Source organism: Enterobacter sp. K510 (genome assembly GCF_055804875.1).
The window spans coordinates 136,393-155,745 of the sequence record NZ_JBNRLQ010000003.1; the positions used below are offsets into that span (position 1 = coordinate 136,393).

28 protein-coding genes are annotated in these 19,353 nt (G+C 51.8%); 20 read left to right on the plus strand and 8 right to left on the minus strand.

Annotation, left to right across the window (positions count from 1 at the left end):
• Positions 1-20: 20 nt before the first annotated feature.
• The 18 genes from ACQUTD_RS06030 (at position 21) to ACQUTD_RS06115 (ending at position 7,731) form a co-directional block, all read left to right on the plus strand.
• Complete coding sequence (locus ACQUTD_RS06030) at positions 21-722, plus strand: BRO family protein (RefSeq protein WP_473274242.1); 702 nt, start codon at positions 21-23, stop codon at positions 720-722.
• A gap of 574 nt (positions 723-1,296) precedes the next feature.
• On the plus strand, positions 1,297-1,503 hold the full coding sequence (locus tag ACQUTD_RS06035) for a hypothetical protein (protein ID WP_473274241.1): 207 nt from the start codon (positions 1,297-1,299) through the stop codon (positions 1,501-1,503).
• Positions 1,504-1,618: 115 nt separating this feature from the next.
• Positions 1,619-1,807, plus strand: a complete 189-nt coding sequence (locus ACQUTD_RS06040; protein WP_473385633.1) for a transcriptional antitermination N peptide — start codon at positions 1,619-1,621, stop codon at positions 1,805-1,807.
• Between the two features lie 209 nt (positions 1,808-2,016).
• The gene (locus tag ACQUTD_RS06045; protein ID WP_473274237.1) at positions 2,017-2,328 is read left to right on the plus strand and encodes a hypothetical protein; all 312 of its coding nucleotides are present in this window, start codon (positions 2,017-2,019) and stop codon (positions 2,326-2,328) included.
• 34 nt (positions 2,329-2,362) lie between these two features.
• Entirely contained in the window at positions 2,363-2,674 is a 312-nt protein-coding gene (locus ACQUTD_RS06050) for a hypothetical protein (RefSeq protein WP_473274236.1), read from the plus strand.
• A gap of 142 nt (positions 2,675-2,816) precedes the next feature.
• Positions 2,817-3,065, plus strand: coding sequence for a DUF7446 family protein (locus ACQUTD_RS06055; RefSeq protein WP_473274234.1), 249 nt, complete (start codon positions 2,817-2,819; stop codon positions 3,063-3,065).
• Positions 3,062-3,370: a hypothetical protein gene (locus ACQUTD_RS06060; protein WP_473274232.1), complete on the plus strand. Its 309-nt coding sequence runs from the start codon at positions 3,062-3,064 to the stop codon at positions 3,368-3,370. The genes ACQUTD_RS06055 and ACQUTD_RS06060 overlap by 4 nt, the downstream gene beginning before the upstream one ends.
• Positions 3,370-3,666 (plus strand): hypothetical protein, encoded by a 297-nt coding sequence (locus ACQUTD_RS06065; protein ID WP_473274230.1) that lies wholly within the window; start codon positions 3,370-3,372, stop codon positions 3,664-3,666. Before ACQUTD_RS06060 ends, ACQUTD_RS06065 begins: the two co-directional genes overlap by 1 nt.
• 71 nt (positions 3,667-3,737) lie before the next feature.
• Positions 3,738-4,016 (plus strand): host nuclease inhibitor GamL, encoded by a 279-nt coding sequence (gene gamL / locus ACQUTD_RS06070; protein WP_473274229.1) that lies wholly within the window; start codon positions 3,738-3,740, stop codon positions 4,014-4,016.
• 19 nt (positions 4,017-4,035) lie between these two features.
• The gene (locus tag ACQUTD_RS06075) at positions 4,036-4,932 is read left to right on the plus strand and encodes a recombinase RecT (protein ID WP_473274228.1); all 897 of its coding nucleotides are present in this window, start codon (positions 4,036-4,038) and stop codon (positions 4,930-4,932) included.
• The gene (locus tag ACQUTD_RS06080; RefSeq protein ID WP_473274227.1) at positions 4,925-5,407 is read left to right on the plus strand and encodes a siphovirus Gp157 family protein; all 483 of its coding nucleotides are present in this window, start codon (positions 4,925-4,927) and stop codon (positions 5,405-5,407) included. Before ACQUTD_RS06075 ends, ACQUTD_RS06080 begins: the two co-directional genes overlap by 8 nt.
• A gap of 14 nt (positions 5,408-5,421) precedes the next feature.
• Positions 5,422-5,880, plus strand: coding sequence for a hypothetical protein (locus ACQUTD_RS06085; RefSeq protein WP_473274225.1), 459 nt, complete (start codon positions 5,422-5,424; stop codon positions 5,878-5,880).
• Between the two features lie 2 nt (positions 5,881-5,882).
• On the plus strand, positions 5,883-6,155 hold the full coding sequence (locus ACQUTD_RS06090; protein ID WP_473274224.1) for a DUF5405 family protein: 273 nt from the start codon (positions 5,883-5,885) through the stop codon (positions 6,153-6,155).
• Positions 6,156-6,276: 121 nt separating this feature from the next.
• Positions 6,277-6,372, plus strand: a complete 96-nt coding sequence (locus tag ACQUTD_RS06095) for a TraR/DksA C4-type zinc finger protein (protein WP_473274389.1) — start codon at positions 6,277-6,279, stop codon at positions 6,370-6,372.
• Between the two features lie 271 nt (positions 6,373-6,643).
• Positions 6,644-6,994, plus strand: a complete 351-nt coding sequence (locus ACQUTD_RS06100; protein WP_473274222.1) for a phage protein NinX family protein — start codon at positions 6,644-6,646, stop codon at positions 6,992-6,994.
• The gene (locus tag ACQUTD_RS06105; RefSeq protein ID WP_473274220.1) at positions 6,972-7,211 is read left to right on the plus strand and encodes a DUF4222 domain-containing protein; all 240 of its coding nucleotides are present in this window, start codon (positions 6,972-6,974) and stop codon (positions 7,209-7,211) included. Before ACQUTD_RS06100 ends, ACQUTD_RS06105 begins: the two co-directional genes overlap by 23 nt.
• Before the next feature lie 8 nt (positions 7,212-7,219).
• Positions 7,220-7,411, plus strand: coding sequence for a DUF551 domain-containing protein (locus tag ACQUTD_RS06110; RefSeq protein WP_473274218.1), 192 nt, complete (start codon positions 7,220-7,222; stop codon positions 7,409-7,411).
• A 119-nt stretch (positions 7,412-7,530) separates the two neighbouring features.
• Positions 7,531-7,731, plus strand: a complete 201-nt coding sequence (locus tag ACQUTD_RS06115) for a helix-turn-helix transcriptional regulator (protein WP_473274388.1) — start codon at positions 7,531-7,533, stop codon at positions 7,729-7,731.
• A gap of 150 nt (positions 7,732-7,881) precedes the next feature.
• Here ACQUTD_RS06115 and ACQUTD_RS06120 read toward each other — a convergent pair whose 3' ends face one another.
• The 7 genes from ACQUTD_RS06120 to ACQUTD_RS06150 form a co-directional block, all read right to left on the minus strand.
• Positions 7,882-8,892 (minus strand): SIS domain-containing protein, encoded by a 1,011-nt coding sequence (locus tag ACQUTD_RS06120; RefSeq protein ID WP_473274216.1) that lies wholly within the window; start codon positions 8,890-8,892, stop codon positions 7,882-7,884.
• A 21-nt stretch (positions 8,893-8,913) separates the two neighbouring features.
• On the minus strand, positions 8,914-9,978 hold the full coding sequence (locus tag ACQUTD_RS06125) for an SIS domain-containing protein (RefSeq protein WP_473274215.1): 1,065 nt from the start codon (positions 9,976-9,978) through the stop codon (positions 8,914-8,916).
• Positions 9,979-9,985: 7 nt separating this feature from the next.
• On the minus strand, positions 9,986-10,834 hold the full coding sequence (locus tag ACQUTD_RS06130; protein WP_318364722.1) for a PTS system mannose/fructose/sorbose family transporter subunit IID: 849 nt from the start codon (positions 10,832-10,834) through the stop codon (positions 9,986-9,988).
• Positions 10,812-11,591, minus strand: coding sequence for a PTS mannose/fructose/sorbose/N-acetylgalactosamine transporter subunit IIC (locus ACQUTD_RS06135; RefSeq protein ID WP_072567696.1), 780 nt, complete (start codon positions 11,589-11,591; stop codon positions 10,812-10,814). Before ACQUTD_RS06135 ends, ACQUTD_RS06130 begins: the two co-directional genes overlap by 23 nt.
• A 17-nt stretch (positions 11,592-11,608) precedes the next feature.
• Positions 11,609-12,079, minus strand: coding sequence for a PTS sugar transporter subunit IIB (locus ACQUTD_RS06140; protein WP_072567695.1), 471 nt, complete (start codon positions 12,077-12,079; stop codon positions 11,609-11,611).
• Between the two features lie 14 nt (positions 12,080-12,093).
• Positions 12,094-12,516: a PTS sugar transporter subunit IIA gene (locus ACQUTD_RS06145; RefSeq protein ID WP_072567694.1), complete on the minus strand. Its 423-nt coding sequence runs from the start codon at positions 12,514-12,516 to the stop codon at positions 12,094-12,096.
• A 104-nt stretch (positions 12,517-12,620) separates the two neighbouring features.
• Positions 12,621-15,395, minus strand: coding sequence for a sigma 54-interacting transcriptional regulator (locus tag ACQUTD_RS06150; RefSeq protein WP_473274214.1), 2,775 nt, complete (start codon positions 15,393-15,395; stop codon positions 12,621-12,623).
• Positions 15,396-15,912: 517 nt separating this feature from the next.
• Here ACQUTD_RS06150 and ypdK point away from each other — a divergent pair.
• Positions 15,913-15,984, plus strand: coding sequence for a membrane protein YpdK (ypdK, locus tag ACQUTD_RS06155; protein ID WP_099458783.1), 72 nt, complete (start codon positions 15,913-15,915; stop codon positions 15,982-15,984).
• Between the two features lie 45 nt (positions 15,985-16,029).
• On the opposite strand, the gene alaC is transcribed toward ypdK, so the two are convergent.
• Entirely contained in the window at positions 16,030-17,268 is a 1,239-nt protein-coding gene (gene alaC / locus ACQUTD_RS06160; RefSeq protein WP_321987052.1) for an alanine transaminase, read from the minus strand.
• A 387-nt stretch (positions 17,269-17,655) separates the two neighbouring features.
• Here alaC and ACQUTD_RS06165 point away from each other — a divergent pair, with 387 nt between their 5' ends.
• Entirely contained in the window at positions 17,656-19,353 is a 1,698-nt protein-coding gene (locus tag ACQUTD_RS06165; RefSeq protein ID WP_099458750.1) for a sensor histidine kinase, read from the plus strand.

Consider the following 19,353-nt stretch of genomic DNA (forward strand, 5'->3'; position numbering starts at 1 on the left):
CGAAAATAAAAGGTGAACCAATGAGTAAAGCTATGGCGCTAAATGAATTTGATTTTAACGGTAATGCCGTCAGAACAATAACCGACGAAGACTCAGAGGTATGGTTTGTTGCTAAAGATGTAGCCGACATTCTTGGATATGCAGAGACCAGCAACATGACCGAGAGGCTGGATGATGATGAGAAAAGAAAACATACCCTGCAAAATGGGCGAAACTATACAAATCAGACACTTATTAATGAGTCTGGGTTATATAATGCAGTAATGGGGTCGCAGAAGGCAGAGGCTAAACACTTCAAAAAGTGGGTTACATCCGAGGTGCTGCCATCCATCCGCAAAACAGGCGGATATAACATGGTTCCGCAAACCTATGCTGATGCACTCCGCCAACTTGCCGACCAAGCAGAAGCGACGGAACGCGCCCAGATGATGCTGGAAAAGAAAGACGATCAGTTTAAATCTGTACGCGGCGCATACGGAAATCACGTCATGCAGCATAACAAATACGTTCATAGTAAAGGCGAAGGCTTTAGACATGCCACGATTGCACATGTTAAGAGTGTAATCCCCGGGAAGTATAGCTGGCAGATGCTGGCAAACTACTGTAGTTATCACAAGCTTCCAGTGGAAATTCTGACTCCACACTATCAATCAGTGCCTTTGAATTCCTATCCTGCTGAGGCTTGGATGGCGATTTACAATATCGATATCTCCGGACTTTGATAGGCCAAAGCAGCTTAGATTTAAATGATCAGACCCGGCCACTGCGCCGGGTTTTTTGTGCCCGCAGTATCAGATCCCCAGGCAGAACCCTACCACCTCTCTACTAAAAACTACCACGCGTATCACACCTGCAAAAAAATCTGAAAATAAATCACTATAGGTATCAACTACATAACACCTTTTGCTATTGAATTATATCAATACGTATTGCTATAGATAATACTCATTGCTATTATCAGTCCATCGAAACGAAACATCGACTGCGGCACAGGAAGTTAAGCCGCGCCAGACAGGAAGTCAGGCTGCTTATTTAACATCGATGGGGTTACTTCTCCCGCCCTTGTGGGAGAGAAAATGATTAACCACACACAGTAGCCCAGGAGGGCGAGTAAGGCCGGGTGAGTTGGCAACGGAACACGAACCGCATGCAGAGCATCGTATGTACCAGAGAAGGCAGTAAACAGGCAGGTGCTTCTCTCGTATGCCCCAGTGCAAATAGACCGGATGTGTTTACACCATTTCAGAAAATGCAGTGGTAATTATCAGACCTGAGTCGCCAAAGAATGAGGGAGAGATGATGACATACGCAGAGCAGCGCCAGAAAGTTATTACCATTCAAAATCAAATAGCTCGAGTTAATCACCAACTTGAGAATCCAGCCATCCGTTATCTGGATAGCATGGAATTGCAGGGCCAGCGTATCAGCCTGTTAAAGGCGTGGGATTTTGAAATTAAGGTCATGCATGCGATGCCTGAGTACAGCGGCAACTTCAAGCACTAAGTGGATTCACCCTGCGCCTGTAATCGGGCGCATGAATGAAAACACTGGAGGACATATGACCAATTTAATCGCATCCAACAGCGTTACACGGCGTTATCTGAAACGTGGCGAGCTGATGGCTAAACGACGCGCTGAGGCTGCTCAGAACGCGTCTCAGGTAAGAAAGCAGGATATGAGCCGCGTAGACAGAGCCACTTCGCTCGGCAGTCTGCGTGACAACTGTTCGACCGGATCTGCGTGTTTGCCAGAAGTTGCGATGTACGCAGCTGGTCATCGTACAAGCAAGCAGGTTACCGCCCGTTAAGAATTCAACCTCATCAACCGGCAACAAAGGAGAGCATATGCGAAGGCAGAGCTTCTACATCGAGACTAATTAAATTATCTGATCCGGCCCGGCTTTCATAGAAAGCGTGGCATGTACTCCCCCGGCATAGTCGGGGGTTTACAGATTTACCAGCATCTCTTTACGAGGGGATGGCGGCAAATCTACTCCACTTATTTGAGGTGATGGTGATGGCGCTCGACCACGGGATGTTAAACGTACCGCTGGATAAGCGGGGTAATTTCCATAAGGAACTGGATGATCACCTTGCCTCAGAGGGCAAGCGCAAGAAAAAGGAGTTTCAGGATGCAAAATTCCTGAACGAACAAGCCAGAAAAGAAGCATGCCGGCTTTACGGTCTTATCGATGAAGAGCTGCTTTCTGCTGAGGCTCAGCGGCGCGGGATGAAGATCAGAGAGCTACGCGAGGTAATCCGGTCGCTATGCAATGACCGGCCCAGAGCGGCGCTGAAAGTTTTGGAAATGTTTATACCGGCTGCCTGATGGCGGCATTTTTATTAGTTAAGAGGGTAAAGCGATGGAAGTACAAATAAAGGACTTGGAGGTTGGGCAGGTATTTTATGCCGTCAGTGTGAATTGTGAGTACCCCACTATCAGCAAGCTCATTGCTGAGAAGGTTACCGCCAAGCAGGTAATAGGGAAAACAGATAGTTTCGACTGGTCTTATTCACAAACACTCCGCTCCTCTTCTCGCTTCTTCACAGATTTTCATAGCGCCCAAGAGGCCTGGGTAACATCAAAACTTGATGTTGATATCCGTAAGGCTGAGGAGCATTTAGAGCGCTGCCGGAAGTTGAGAGACGCGTATTTGAAAAAGACTGATGTGTAACCCGCTCCGGCGGGTTTTTTATTGCATCTCCCTGCTCTTTTACGAGAGAGCAAAGACATGCATGGGCGGCTATCCACCGCCTCGGTTAACGCGCAGTGGGTTTATCAACGTTCAGCGGCCCGGCTTAAGGGCAGGAGAGATTATGAGCAATCCAATTACGGTAGGTTTTTCAGGTCGGACTAAACGCATTTTTGCTGGCCGCTCTAAAGAAAGCAAATTAGCTCCGGGTGTCCGCCAGTTCACCGGCGAAAAGTTCGATGTAACCGATGACGCTTTATTTGCAGTTGCACACTTAATGGTTGCTCGTGACGATGTGCTTATCTTCCCTGCCCCTGACGGCAAAGAAATACATCTTCGCGCTGACTTAAAAGATAAGCAGGAGTCCTCATGACAGTCACCCACAACGGCAAGCTTTACCACGTATCGAAAATGGCTGGCGGCTACACGTGGCTGCTCACTGAAATTGGAGCGCCACGCAACACTGCCACGCTCAATCGTGACCAGATGCTTATCGCTGGCTTCGGTCACATCGTTGAGCAGTCGATCGTCGATACCAAAAATCTCCGCGCCGCATTAAGCAAGAAGGCCATTGCTCGCTATTTGGATGATCCGGACATGCTGGAGCAGGCTAATGAGGCTCAGCGTAAAGCGCTGGGTATGCGGGTTAATCGTAATTCGTTTGAAGTGAGGGTGTGATGGAAGAATTCAAAGGAACGCCGGGGCCTTGGGTGGCAGAAAAAACAAGCCGCGCGGTTGGCCCTGTCAGTAAAGATGATGACCAGTCATTCGGGATGTGCTTGCCGGTCGCGTGGATTGAGTTCGACCAGGAAGTGGAGGTTCAGGCGGCTAACCAAAACTTAATCGCCGCTGCCCCTGAATTGCTGGAAGCGCTGCAACAGTTGCTTATCCGTATTGCAGATGATGAAGATTACGGTCCAGACCACGCGATAACAATCGCTCGCAACGCAATCGCTAAAGCCCTCGGCAAGTAACCCCCCCATTCATAACTCCCTGTCCGGCACTACGCAGACGGGAAGCGCACAACCAAATTCAGGAGTCAGCAATGGCTGCATATCACGTACTCGACCTCATCGAGGCGCAGCGTGAGCATACGCATCAGCGCCATATCCAGCGTGACCAGTGGATTGATAAACGGGCGCAGGAGCTTATCGAACTGTTCCCGAAAGAAGCAGCACGGATGGCTTGCTTCACTCTTCCCCGCGAGGCGCTGTTTTCCCTTATGGGCGACAAAGCAGAGGAAGCTTACAACGAATTCATTTCGGCCTGTGCTTACGCCAGAGCAGAGAAAGAATGGCAGCAGCAAGAGCCTTGCCCTTTTTAGTTAAATCACAGGAGCCATCATGAGCTTCAACATAATCGAATTCGTAAAGCAGCAGGAGCCGCTTTTTGTTGGGGCGGCATCTGACCAGTCAGTGACGTGGGCTAAGGAAAGCCAGTTTGCCATTCAGTTGTTCCAGAAAAATGACTTTCTGGCAAAGACGGCAATCAACAATCCCATCAGTGCACAGAACGCCATCATCAACGTGGCGGCAATCGGCATCACGCTCAACCCGGCAAGCAAACTGGCGTACCTCGTCCCGCGAGATGGGATGGTATGCCTCGACATCTCCTACATGGGCTTGCTGCATCTCGCACAGGCCACCGGGTCAATCAAGTGGGGACAGTGCAAGCTGGTCTACTCCAACGACACATACGAATCGAATGGACTCGATACAGCGCCAACACACAAGTACAACGCCTTCGGTGAGCGCGGATCGGTTGTTGGTGGTTACTGCACAGTTAAAACAGCCGATGGCGATTACCTCACGGAAGAAATGAGCCTGGCAGAAATCAAAGCAACGGAAGCGACCAGCAAAGCCAAAAATGGCCCATGGAAGAACTTCTGGGAAGAGATGGCAAGGAAGACCATCGTTAAGCGAGCCAGCAAATACTGGCCGCGCGCAGAGCGCCTGGATAACGCTATTCACGTCATCAATGAGGATGAAGGGATTTATCAGGAGCCGGTTATGGCTCACAAGTCAGAAGATGAAATTCGAGAAGATGAGCGTAAGCGCCAGCAGGAAATCATGGATAAAGTCCAGGCACTTTGCGATGAGATGGCACAGGCCGAAAACATGGATGACCTTAAGCGCATTTTTGCTGACGCATACAAGCGCACCGCTGGCATGAAGTTGCAGCAGAACGTACAGGCCATCTACGCAGAATGCAAAGCAAAGCTGGAGGTGACCAGTGAGTAAGCTTTATGAAATCGCCAACGACTACGCGAAGCTGATGGATTCAGACTTCGAACCAGACGCCATAGCCGACACACTGGAAGGAATGGAAGGTGAGCTTACGGATAAGATTGAGCAGCTGCTGGCAATTTGCAAGAACGAATTCAGCTATGCCGAACGCCTCAAGGAAGAGGCAAGAACACTCAATGAAAGAGCTGCCGTCATCCAGAACAAGGTTGAAAACATTCAGTCTTACATCGCATCTTCGCTTGAGACTATCGGCAAGAAAAAAATCCGCGCCGGACTTCATCAGGTAACTCTCCGCGCGCCGTCAGAATGCGTGGAAATCACTGACGCAAGCGCCCTTCCACCTGAGTATGTCGAGTTCGACACCATTATAAAAGCCGACAAGCTGGCGATTAAACACCAACTGAAAGCTGGCAAGACCGTCGCTGGCGCTCAACTTAAATTTGGCAAGCCGTCTCTCATCATCAAATAAATCCGGGGTGACCAATGCAAGGTACTCACTGGCAGTCATGGGAGAAGCTATTCCTCCATGACGTATGCCAAACCATGCCCATCTCTGTTATCGCAGAAAAACTTGAGCGCTCACCGGCGGCTATTTCAAGGCAGGCGTCACGGATAGACGCCCCGCTACCATCACGGATGACCGGCAGACCATGGACGGAGCCCGAACTTTTCCTTTTCGGTCGCTTCACAGACCAGCAAATCGCCACTGCCACCGGTCGCACCATTCACTCTGTGCGCTGTAAACGCAACGCTCTTTCCAGAGCATCTGGAGGTTCAATCATGCCTGAATGGACACCTGAAGAAATCGCGCTGTTCTGGTGTCATAACAACGCAGAGATAGCGGAGGTTACCGGACGCAGCATACAGGAAGTTGTCGATAAGCGGCTGTGGTGGAATTTAGAGCGGAATAACTGGCACAACTTTGATCCGGAGAAAGATTAAACATGAGCAAATCACTACGCATTGAATTAGGCGACAAATACGTCGTCACGGGCTCGTCGCATGACCTTATTTTGAATGAGAAAAAGATTGCCAAGGAAGGTAAATCAGCCGGTCAGGAAGTGCTTTCGCGCCTGGGTTATTTCAACAAATTCGAGCACCTTGTACGCGAGTTAATGCACAAGGAGATTTTGGAATCTGAATCGCAGACGCTGACCGAGCTGCGTGACCACATTCAGCAATTCAGCGAGAGGCTGGGTAAGGATATCGGATTATGACCGCCGAAATCATAGACGCCGCCAACGAACTGACGCAGCAACGCATTGACATGGCCATTGCCGCTCACCGCATCAACCGTAACGCAGTACAGCAAAGCATTGTGAATCGTGCGGAGAGGACATACCAGAGCCGCGCCGGGTTGCTGTGCCGGGATGTAAGACGTGCAGTGACTGCCAGCGGTTAATCGAGATGAAGAATAAGCACAGGGGGTTGTGATGGCATGGCTTAAGAACGCGGTGTTGAACCGCAAGAAGTACAAATCGCTATCCTGGTGGGAAAACTTCATGGGTGGGCATATTAATATCGGCCCGGTCACCTTATACGGCGAAAACGCAATGCACTGGGCAGTAAACATCAGGACTAAGCGATGGGGTTATGTTTGCTTTCGCCTTCCTTTCCGCTCATTTGGAAGATGGCACCCACTCTATTTCTACTGCTCACCGAATGGCACACCATGGGCAGCGACATTCAAGTTAGGGAGGCCGTGATGGACTACAGCAAGATGTCAGATTTTGAAATTAACATGAAGGTGGCCGAGCTTTGCCTTGATTACGATTCAATTTCCCAGCTTCCCCATATTGGCATGTCCGTTCATTGGGGTGATGGTGCAAACTGGCATACCTATAACCCCTGCAACAACCCGGCAGACGCTTGGCCTATTGTCTCTGAGCATAACATTGCCGTAGTTCCCTATCGACACACGCTGCCGCAGGCCTGGCCAACTGCATTTGGCGTGGTGAGCAAATTCACCACAGAAGATAAAAACCCACTCCGCGCGGCAATGATAGTTTTCCTGAAAATGCAGGAGTCAGCCAATGTTCAGGATAATCCTGCCTAACACGTGGTACGCCGATTTACACGGCGCTCCATGCAAATTCATCCGCTCTACCCACGAAGTCATCCACTACATCCGAAACGGTCGAACTTGCATCGCCAGCATGGACCGCTTTCAGCACGATTTCGAGCCCATAAATAAGTTTGAAGCGGCGCGGATCGAAGAAGAAATAGAAAGAGCACATCACATTAAACAGCTGCGCGCTATGCGGGTGGCTTAGGAGAGATTATGGAATGGATTGATGTTAATCAACTAAAGCCAGAGGTTGGACAAGACGTCATTACCTATGGTGAAGACTACGGATATGAAGCAGCACTGTACCAGTTGCCTTACATACCAGGCCCTCCATTCTTTGCCGCAAGCTGTGGTGAAGTTTTCCCAACTCACTGGATGCCATTGCCTGAGCCACCAACATCATGACGCAACTGATAGCCAGTTATGAGCTGGCTATTGGGTGCGAAAGCATCCCCTTTTTGTCATTGCCCACTTCGGTGGGCTTCTTTTTTCTCAGTTCGATTTCCAGTCCGGAGGTAAACCCCATGCAACATAACCTGCAACCCGACTCGCTTGTTGATCTGAAATTCATCATGGCAGATACTGGCTTCGGAAAGACCTTCATCTATGACCGCATCAAAGACGGCACCCTTCCAAAAAGCAAACTCATTCACGGCCGGGCGCGGTGGTTATATAGCGAGCACTGCGAGTTCAAGCAGAAGCTCCTGAGCCGCCTCGATGGGTAAAATCGCGGGTAAAAATAAATTCCATCCTGATTTTTTCCTTTCTCATCAATCCCCTGCCATGCGAATTAGATGTATGCAGGGGACACCAGAACTCTGTCTGAAATATCCCCATAATCCATTCTCTCAGCGATTATACCTTTTTCACTTTCATCAATATTCAAACTGCCGGTAATAGCGGCGAATATCCAGACTGTGTCCGGTGTAGTGCTCGAAGTGAGCGGCCAGCCGATCCACAAGCAGGGTCGAGGCCACGCAGGGGGCCATGATCCAGCGGAATTCATCGTCGATGCCGGTGAGGGTATACTCGCGCGGATCGATGACCACCAGGTTATCGGTAATTTTACGGGCAAAAGCCTCAATACGATCGTCAAGCGGTCGGCACTTCCCTTCCCCTTTCACCAGAAACAGCGGGACGTCTTTTTCCAGCAGCTCCAGCGTGCCGTGGAAAAACTCCGCTGAACTGACGGACTTGGTGCGTTTCCACTGCATCTCTTCGAGAATACACATTGAGAACAGATAGACTTCGCCCCACATCTCTGCGCCGCCGATCCACATCATGTAATCTGCGGTATGGTAACGACTGGCAATCTCATCGGCGCGGTCGTTAAACTGGCGTTTGGCCTGCAGCAGGTTTTCCGGCAACAACTCCAGCTGGCTGGCAAAACGGTCATAGCCGTCAAATTCGCCGTTAAGCGCCACCAGCCGGAAGAACAGCCAGTACAGCAGCATGTACTCATATTCCACGCCGTTTTTATGCTGCATCGGAATATGCCAGGTGGCCGCAGCGGCAAGCGGTGAATCGGCGTTTTTGGTGATGGCCACCACGCGGATGCCCTGCGCTTTACACCACTGCGCAATAGCGACCGATTCTTTGGTATCGCCCGATTTGGACAGCGTAATAACGACAGATTTTTTGGTGAGCTTTTTATTTCCCTTACAGAGTAATTCCGCCGCCTGTTCGGTATAAACCGGCAACGCGGTCACCTCTTTGGCAAATTCCTGCATTGCCATCATGGGTGCCAGCGAGCCCCCTACCGAGGCGAAAAAAATATTACTAAAACCCGCCTGATGAATATTTCCTGCAACCTGCTCAGCAATTTTGCGCGCAGCAATGATGTCACGAGCACTGGTCAGGTACTCGTCCTGATTAAAACCTAACATAGCTATTCTCCTGATAAGGAATTAAATTTTGCTTTTAAGCACCTTGTCGAAATCGTCGAAAATACGCACGCTTAAATCGATGCCTTTCGCCGTGGAAATATGAAAGGCGAGAAGCTGAAATGGCACAATTAATAACAACGGCGCGAAATGATGGTTTAAGGGATAATTCAGCGCCAGCGTATGGGGATCATTATTTTCTTCCGTCAGTGTGACGGTAAATACGGCATCCACGGCGGGCTGCATATAATCCCGTAGGGCGCGGGTACGCGTATGGACACTGTCCTCAATAAAAAACAGCGTATGACTGGCGCTGGCCTCCAGATACGGGCCGTGCATATAGGCTTCCAGTTCAAAACCACTGGACGGCAGGCGCACGGTTTCCGTGAACTTGGTTTCAAATTCTTTCGCCACGCCAGTCAGCGCGCCGTAGCCCGTCGCCACAAAGCGCGACGCCTGAATAAAGTGTGACCGGTGGCGGTCAAAGAAAGCGTTGGTTTTTTCAATGACGTCCGGGATTGCCTGCGCCGCGTCTTTGAGGCTCGCCAGGGTTGCCGCGCGTTCATCCTCTTCGATTAGCCCCCGGTGTTCAGCCACCAGCAGCGCGATAAGCAAAAGATTAAGCACAGTGGCGCTAAAGCCGCGCGTCACAAAACCGACGCTTTCAATGCCGGTATTAATATCGAGTATGCCGTCCGCCTGCACCGCAGCCGGACTCTGCGGACTCGAAGTCAGACAAAATACCGGAATATCACGCGCCTGCACTTTTTTCATGGCATCCAGCGTCGAGGCGCTTTTCCCGCTCTGGGACACCGCAATAACTAAATCCGTTGCCGGATCAATTCGTTCATAATGGGTGAAATTATATGGCTCTTTAATATCTACCAGAATGCCGAAATGGGTTTCGAAATAATAGCGGGCGCACAGCGCAGCATTCCATGATGATCCTGTTGCGAGGATCATGATCTTATTCACTGGCCGTGAAGCCAGCCAGGTCACTAATGGCGCGAGCTTCTCAGGATATTCCTGTATTATGCGCGTGAGCGTCTCTGACTCCTGGTCTATATAATCCAGCATGGTTGACATCATTTTCTCCTCAGAATAACCCAATCCACGATCCCGCTATGCCGACCACGGCCATACCACCCAGAATGGCGAGCGGTTTAACCTTGCGGCCCAGCAGCCAGTAAACGATCCCGAAGCTCAACAGCGGCAACAGCGCGGGCATAATGTCGTTGATGATGTCCTGCACATGGGTTTTCGCCTCGCCCGTGCCGAAGGTCACCGGGATAGTGATATTGATCATTGAGGCAGTCATCGCGCCCACCACCATCAGACCGATGATGGAAGCGCCGTAGGTGAGGCTTTCCATCATGCCGCTCTTCTGGATGCGTTGCAGCACGCCGGTACCCAGCACATAGCCCCAGCGGGTAAACAGGTAGCGCGCCGCCAGATGGGGAACGTTAAATACCAGCAGAAAAAGGATTGGCCCGAGAATACTGCCCTTCAGCGCCAGGCTGGTGCCGATACCGGTAGCGATAAGGCGTAACGTTCCCCAGAAGAATGAATCCCCGAGCCCGGCGAGCGGCCCCATTAGCGAGGCTTTTACGCTGTCGACGGACGCCGCGTCCATGCCCTTTGAACTGCTGTTTTTCTCCTCCATCGCGGCGGTAATGCCGAGGATCAGCGTGACGATATGCGGCGTGGTGTTAAAGAACACCAGATGCCGTTTGAGCGCGCCGGCCAGATCCTCTTTGCGGGGGTAGAGCTTTTTCAGTACCGGGATCATGGCATAGACAAAGGCCAGGTTCATTTGCCGCTCATAGTTCCAGGAGAACTCCATCTGGAACGATCGCCAGAACACGCTGCGCAACTCTTTACGGGTAATGGTGTTTGTGGCGTCGTCGGCCACCTGAGTTTCCTCAGAAATCGTCTTCATCGTCATTCTGGACTCCTTGCGCCGCCGTCGGACGGGGGGAATTAAATTGCATCACGTTTACCATCACCACGGCCGTAATGGCCCCGAGAATGGCAATGCCGGTCACCGGGATCTTCAGATAGGCCATCAGCACAAATCCGAGGAAGAAATACGGGGCGACCTTTTTGTTGATCAGCAGGCGCGCCAGCATGGCGAAGCCCAGCGCCGGAATAATGCCGGTGGCAACGCTCAGCCCGTGTTTGATGAACTCCGGAATGGCATCCAGCAGGCTTTTCACCGCTCCGCTGCCAACCATAAAGGAGACGGTCACCACGGTGGCCAGCATCAGCGAAAGACCAAACCCGGCGATCAGGTGCATCCGCTCAATGCCGCGCGTATCAGCCCGATCGGCGTAAGCGTCCGCCTTCTGGTTAAGGGTGGGAATAAACAGCCCGAGATAGATATTTTTCAACACCAGCGTCAGCGTGGCGATAGGCAAACCGAGCAGCAACGCGGTTTCGGTGCCGGCGCCGGAGGTGATGGCAAAGGCCACGCCAAGGATCCCGCCTGTGACCACATCCGGTGGAATGGATGCCCCTACCGAGAACGAACCGATAAACGCCAGCTCCAGCGTTGCGCCCATTATGACGCCGGTTTGCACATCACCTAAAACCAGTCCTGTCAGTAAACCGGTGACAATCGGGCGGGAAATTAAGGAAGTGCCTAAGGCATATTCCGACTGGGCAATAAAAGCCACCAGTCCCAGTAATAATGCTTCTAACATAGTGCGTCCCTCGTCATTCAAAGACAGTCAGTGAATAACAGTTTTCTGTCATTAGGCACCTGCCGGATTTCCACTTCCGTACCCGCTTTAACCAGTTCATTGAGCATTGTCACCTCCTCTGGCAGGACGTTTATTGCTTTTGAAATATTCTGGCTCCCTTCTTTGGCTTTAATACCGCCAAGATTGATACTTTTAATTTCCGGTACTGCGCAGGCCAGACGCCAGGCATCTTCGACGGACTCCACGACGATAAATAATTTATATTTATCGGTAACGCCGCTTTTAATAGCGGCAATCGCATCATTAATATTTTTCATAACCAGCTTAACGGCTGGCGGTTTAGCCAGCTTGATGGTGGTCTTGCGCAGTTCGTCATGCATAACCGCATCGTTGGCGATCAGAATGCAGTCCGCGCCAATATATTGCGTCCAGGAAAACGCCACCTGGCCGTGGAGTAAACGGTGGTCAACCCGCAGGAGTGTTATCATTTTTAGATCCTCGCTTAGAAATCTTTATCCGCCACCAGCGCAGCATCAAGAGTCTGGTTGCAGTACTGAATACTTTGCCGGGCGTTAGTCAGGGAATCGGTAATAAGGGATGGCAGCGCCTCGTCCTGAGGGGCGATGAGCATTTCGATAATCAGCGGCAGGTTAAGCCCGGCAATAAGATGAAAACCGGGACGTTTAATAAAGCGGATAAATTCGTTGTTAACACTACCGGCGAAAATATCGGTGATCACCACCAGTTCATCTTCGGCGGGAAAAGCACTAATAAGTTGCTCAACCTGTTCGGTCAGGTCATCCCCTTCGTTAATATAAGCGCAGAGCGTATGGATATTATTTTGCCTGCCGAGGATCAGCTCCACCGAATTGAGAATACCGTGAGCAAAAGTGCCATGGCTGGCAAAAATATAGTGTCGTTTCATCCTGACCTCGAAAATAAATTCCACCTGTTAATACAGATATTGCAACCGCCGTGCCAGAAATAGTGGCACGGCGATCAGGTGAAAATGTCAGGAGCAGGAAAACGTCAAAACTCTTGATCGTACTGAAGAAATTCCGTTTGCAGATGCAAAAGATCGTGAATATAAAAAAGCTCCGCTTCAGGGATTTGGACACTATAGCTCGACTCAATGACACTAAAGGCTTCGCGCAACGCCGGAAGGTGCTGGCGTTGACACTGCGCGCGGTGCCCGGCGTAGTTGTGGATCGCCGCCTGACGGATCAGACGTTCAATCAGGCAACTCACATGAATATAAAGCGCGACTTTACGGTCGTTCGCCACGGCCATCGCCGTCAGATGCTGATAGCGCGTCAGAAATTGCTCGACCTGATTTATCACCTTGCTGGTATCAAGAATGGTCACCGATTCGATCACCCGGCGCAGAGAGAAGTTTTTCACGATGCGTTCGTTAATCTGTATGACATCCGCGGGGCTGATAAGCGCGCCGAACAGCGTCATCAGTGTTTCCTTACCCTGACCGGAGATCAACGTATCCAGCGAAATCCAGGGCACATCGGGAATTCCGGGATCGAGGGTGCCGACCAGCGCCAGCACATCAAAACGTGAAAAGATGGGCTCGCGCAGTTTGTTTTCTGCCAGGGTGTCGTACTCATACGCCACCACTTCTATGCCCAGTTCGTGCGGAATACTCGCTTTCAGCAGGCTGCATAAATTGCTGGCGGCGCCAATCCCCGTTGCGCAGGTGGTAACGATCGCCTTTGGCTTGTTCAGTTCCGGCCAGATAATTTTATGCTCTACCGGTACATCGGCGGCAATATCTGCGGCGATGGTTTCCAGATAGTCGCCCTGTAAAATGCGCTCGCCCACGTACAGCGCCATACGCGTGGAGACGTTATTGATGATCACCACCGGCATCGTCACCTGTCGGCTGAAATAGTGGTGGATGTCATTGAGCGATCCCATATCCACCAGGATCACCAGACTACTCGCCAGCGCGTTACGCTCCACGTACTGCGTCACCTGCTGGGCGATGGCCTCCGGCGTGACGTCAAGCGGCATGTCAAAGGATTCATAGACGGTTTGTTTCAGTAGCCGGTTGGCCACATTCGCAATGCTGCTGGCGGTGGCGTAACCGTGGGCGAGAATAACCGCTTTGGTGACCAGGTGACTGCTCTGCACGCCGGTTTTGTTCAGCCAGAGCAGTAACAAAATACGATCCATGGCCTGAATACGCAGATCCAGTCTGCGGGCCACCGACGCCAGCACCTCTTCGCAAAACAGGTACAGCAACGGGTATTTCTGCTCTAAAAAACGATCGAGCTGTTTACACATTTCGACGTTCAGCCGCGACGGTTCACTGGTCGACCGATGAACCAGATAATGCCCGATGGCATAGATGCCGTTGCCGTTGTACTGGATGTTGTAACTTTTTTCCAGCCGGTAAAATTCCTCCCTTACCTGACTGGTCACCAGCATCAGCATCTGCGAACTGGTTTTGTCCTGGTTATCAAAGATCAGCCGATCGAAAAGATTTTCGATTTCATGACCCATGCGCTGCTCAATGTCATCCCATGAATGCGGTGCCGTTCGGTATTTTTCAAACAGCGTCAGCACGCTGAGCTGTGCATCGTGGATGAGCACCCGCCCGGCATTTTGCGTCTGGAGCAGCCATGGCAGACTGGTATGCTCATCCAGCAGTATTTCTTCGCCCTGCCCGGGTGTCGCGTCGCTGAGCGCGGGCAACTGGGCCATCACCGGCTCCGGTAAATCATGGATTGTCACATGCAGCGGCTGCCCGCCGCCCTGCCGGGCAAAAGCCGAGGCCACCACGTATTTGACGACGTTTTTCAGCTCGCCAACGTTGCCGCGAAAGACATAATGCGTCAGCACGGACAGCAGGCGCGGGCTGATACGCAACGCCAGCCCCACCTTTTTGCTCTCACGCCAGAAGAATTGCAGGATCAGCGCTTCCTTCTCTTTTCGACTACGGCTTTCCAGATCCGGCAGCACCACCTGAATGGGGATACGCCGGATAAAAGTGGTGAGGAAGGTACTGTGAATGTCTTCGGTGGTGGCGAAGATCAGCCGCACGGCAACACGACGCCCGCTGGCGGTTTCTCCCAGCCGATAAATTTCCCCGCGATCGAGCCAGGTAAAGAGTTTCTCCTGCCCTTCCGCATGCAGCCGGTGTACTTCATCCAGAAACAAAATCCCGCCATCCGCGGCTTCAAAAGCCCCGGGTTTATCACTGGTCGCGCCGGTAAAAGCGCCTTTAACATAACCAAACAAATTGCCGGCGAGCAGCTCCGGATTATTGGCATACTGAGCGCAGTTCAGGGTGACAAAGGGGGCGTCGGCATCGATTAGCCCCTTTGTAATGGCGTAATCATGCATCAGGTTCGCCAGATAACTTTTGCCGGTGCCGCTGTCGCCGGTGATCAGCAGTGGCAGGCCGCCATCCGGATAAAACAACGCGGTCTTTAATTGTTCTATCGGCTTTTTTAGCGAACCTTCGTGACCGATCAGCAAGGAGAAGTGATCCTGTTGCACGCGCTCGCCGTCGTTTTCCGCCAGCAATTCGTCAAGGCTGGCAAACTCTGTACGGGAAAGCGGAAAAAATTGCTGCTCGAAGCTGGCCTTATGCAGAAAGTACACCGGGCGGGTATTAATTTTTATCAGGACGCCCTGTGTCACCAGTTGATTGAGGTAGTGGCTGGCGGTATTACGCTGTAACCCGAAACGCTGCGCCAGATGACGGGCAGTGAAAATCTCGCTGACGTCGTGCGGATCAAAGAAATCAGTCTGGTTGATTAAAAAGGTGAGTAAATCGTCTTTACGCATCGGACGTTCCTTTTACTGCGCTGAAAACCAGTTGTTATCATGCCGTGAAAGGTGGCGACACCGGGGAACGCATCAGGAAGGATTTTTGTTTTGTGGGCGATAGCACAAAAGGTGGTGTCACTTTTTTGTCACTTATGCCTTGCAGCACACTATCGTAAAGTCGTTAAAACCGAGACGTAGCTCACAATTTAACCTTATAAATCAAGCAGGAAAAAGGGAGTTTTCATTAAGGTAAAAAGCGTCGCTCAAGCTCAATTTATTACCCCAGGAAATTAAAGTGTCGCCGTTCCCCGACACAAGCTAAGTGACGGAAAGTATTTAAGAAAATGCCACTTGTTTCCCGGATTTATTAAGCGTACATTAGCGCCGTCTGGTGTGAATCACACCTGAATTCTGAGGTGCCGCCACCACCCTAAACGAGATAATTCTCATTTTGATTCTGGCCTGGCGTCATCTCTCTATAATCAGTCCTGTCTTGTTCATGAATGCATACGATGTGTGTGCGGAGCGATGAAAAGTGAAATATTTCTTTATGGGCATTTCGGTAATGGTCATTGTATGGGCCGGTACTTTCGCCCTGATGATCTGAGCAACGTTCATACGAAAAACAGGAGCCGCTGGCTCCTGTTTTTGTTTATTCCGCGTCTTCGGTGAGCGGTCTGGCGGTGGTAGGGAGCAATCCATCAGCGCGGAACATGGCTTTGATGCCCCGCACGGCTTGACGGATACGATCGCGGTTCTCGATCAGCGCAAAGCGCACATGGGTATCGCCATAATCGCCGAAGCCGATCCCTGGTGACACGCACACCTTCGCCTCGTTCAGCAGTTTCTTGGCAAACTCCAGCGATCCCATGGCCGCGTACTGTTCCGGGATTTTCGCCCACACGTACATTGACGCTTTCGGCATTTCCACCATCCAGCCCGCTTCGTGCAGCCCTTTGACCAGCACATCGCGACGGCGTTTGTACTGGGCGGCAATGTCCTTCACGCACTGCTGATCGCCTTCCAGCGCGGCAATCGCGGCCACCTGTAACGGCGTAAAGGTGCCGTAATCGTGGTAGCTTTTAATCCGCGCCAGCGCGCTAACCAGTTCCTGATTCCCCACCATAAAACCAATACGCCAGCCGGCCATATTGTAGCTTTTCGACAGGGTAAAGAATTCTACCGCCACATCGCGCGCGCCCGGCACCTCCATAATGGACGGTGCTTTCCAGCCGTCATAGACGATGTCGGCGTAAGCCAGATCGTGCACTACCAGCACATCATAACGCTTCGCCAGCGCCACCACTTTCTCGAAGAACTCCAGCTCAACGCACTGCGCCGTCGGGTTCGACGGGAAACCGAGGATCATCATTTTCGGCTTCGGGTAGCTTTCACGAATGGCGCGCTCCAGTTCATTGAAGAAGTCCACGCCTTCCACCAGCGGCACGGAACGTACCTGCGCCCCGGCGATCACCGCGCCATAAATATGGATCGGGTAGCTGGGATTCGGCACCAGCACGGTATCGCCATGATCGAGCGTGGCCAGCATCAGGTGCGCCAGTCCCTCTTTCGAGCCGATGGTGACAATAGCTTCCGTTTCCGGATCGATATCCACCTGATAGCGCTCCTGATACCAGCGCGAAATGGCCCGGCGCAGGCGTGGAATACCACGTGATGTGGAATAGCCGTGCGTATCCGGGCGCTGCGCCACGGTGCAGAGCTTTTCGACAATGTGCGGCGGCGTGGCGCCGTCAGGGTTGCCCATACTGAAATCAATAATATCTTCACCGCGGCGACGCGCGGCCATTTTCAGTTCAGCGGTAATGTTAAAAACATAAGGGGGAAGACGTTCGATGCGCGTAAAGCGACGTACTGGACTGGAGTCAGCCATAGATTCCTCGATGTAACGTTAGCGCCCGGACCGTCCGAGCGACGCTGCCACTGCGTGGCATGTTTAGAAAATAGCCTGAACAAATTCCCGCTGTCGAGGGGCAACGGAAAATAATTTATCAGCCACGAAAAAGCGGAAGGTATTTTTCGTCTGACCAGACAAGCTGCGCGATATAAGCCACAAATAAAACAGCAAGTTAACATGATGATAAAAAGAGCATTACCCACCATTGACGTTTTTCACGGCGGGCCATTCGCTGACTGCCCGTCCGTCACAATCCCCTTTTGAAAACAGGGTTTTTCCTCTTAACCCTTTGCGGAAGTTAACTGGTCATCCGGCGTCAGATTTTTTATCATCTCTTTTCCACGCTATTCACACGAGTTTTCCGTGCACGAAATATTTAACATGCTGCTGGCGGTCTTTGATCGGGCGGCGTTAATGCTGATTTGTCTGTTCTTCCTGATCCGCATGCGCCTGTTTCGCGAACTGCTGCATAAAACCGCCCACTCGCCTAAAGAGCTGCTGGCCGTAACGGCGATCTTTTCCATGTTTGCGCTGTTCAGCACCTGGTCCGGCGTGCCGGTGGAGGGGTCGCTGGTCAACGTCCGTATTATTGCGGTGATGTCCGGCGGGATCCTGTTCGGCCCCTGGGTGGGGATTATTACCGGCATCATTGCAGGTATTCATCGCTATCTGATCGACATTGGCGGCGTGACGGCCATTCCCTGTTTTATCACCAGTATTATTGCCGGTTGTCTGGCGGGCTGGATCAACCTCAAAACGCCGAAAGCGCACCACTGGCGCATCGGCATTATCGCCGGGATGCTGTGCGAAACCCTGACCATGATCCTGGTGGTGCTCTGGGCGCCTACAACCGCGCTGGGGCTGGATATCGTGTCGAAAATCGGTATACCGATGATCCTCGGTACCGTATGTATCGGCTTTATTGTGCTGCTGGTGCAGAGTGTCGAAGGCGAGCAGGAAGCCAGCGCTGCACGGCAGGCCAAGCTGGCGCTGGATATTGCCAACAAAACGCTGCCGCTGTTCCGCCATGTGAATACGGAATCCCTGCGTCAGGTCTGCGATATTATCCGCCGCGATATTCATGCCGATGCCGTCGCCATTACCAATGTCGATCATGTGCTGGCCTACGTCGGTATCGGAGAAAACAACTACCGGGACAGCGATGACATTATCAGCCCTACCACCTTTGAAGCGATCAACTCCGGTAAAATCATCATTAAAAACAATGATGAGGCGCATCGCACGCCGGAAATCCACTCCATGCTGGTGATCCCGCTATGGGAAAAAGGCGTGGTCACCGGCACGTTAAAAATCTACTACTGCCATGCGCATCAAATTACTTCGTCGTTGCAGGAGATGGCGATCGGCCTGTCGCAAATCATTTCCACGCAGCTGGAAGTGTCCCGCGCCGAGCAGTTGCGGGAGATGGCCAATAAAGCGGAACTGCGAGCCCTGCAAAGCAAAATTAATCCGCATTTTCTGTTTAACGCCCTGAACGCCATTTCGTCCTCCATTCGCCTTAATCCGGATACCGCCCGGCAGCTGATTTACAATTTATCGCGCTACCTGCGCTATAACATTGAACTGAAAGACGATGAGCAAATTGATATTAAGAAAGAGCTGTATCAAATCAAGGATTACATCGCCATTGAGCAGGCGCGCTTCGGCGACAAACTGACGGTGATTTATGACATCGATGAGGAAGTTAACTGTGTGATCCCAAGCCTGCTGATCCAGCCGCTGGTGGAAAACGCCATCGTGCACGGCATTCAGCCCTGTAAAGGAAAAGGCGTGGTCACCATCAGCGTGGCAGAGTGCGGTAACAGGGTGCGTATCGCCGTCCGCGATACCGGCAACGGTATCGATCCGCAGGTCATTGAGCGGGTCGAGGCCAATGAGATGCCCGGCAATAAAATCGGCTTACTCAATGTGCATCACCGCGTAAAACTGCTGTACGGCGAAGGGCTGCATATTCGCCGCCTGGAGCCGGGAACGGAAATCGCCTTCTACGTGCCGCACGATCGCGCGCCCCTGCCCGCGCCGGTCACGCTGTTGCAATAA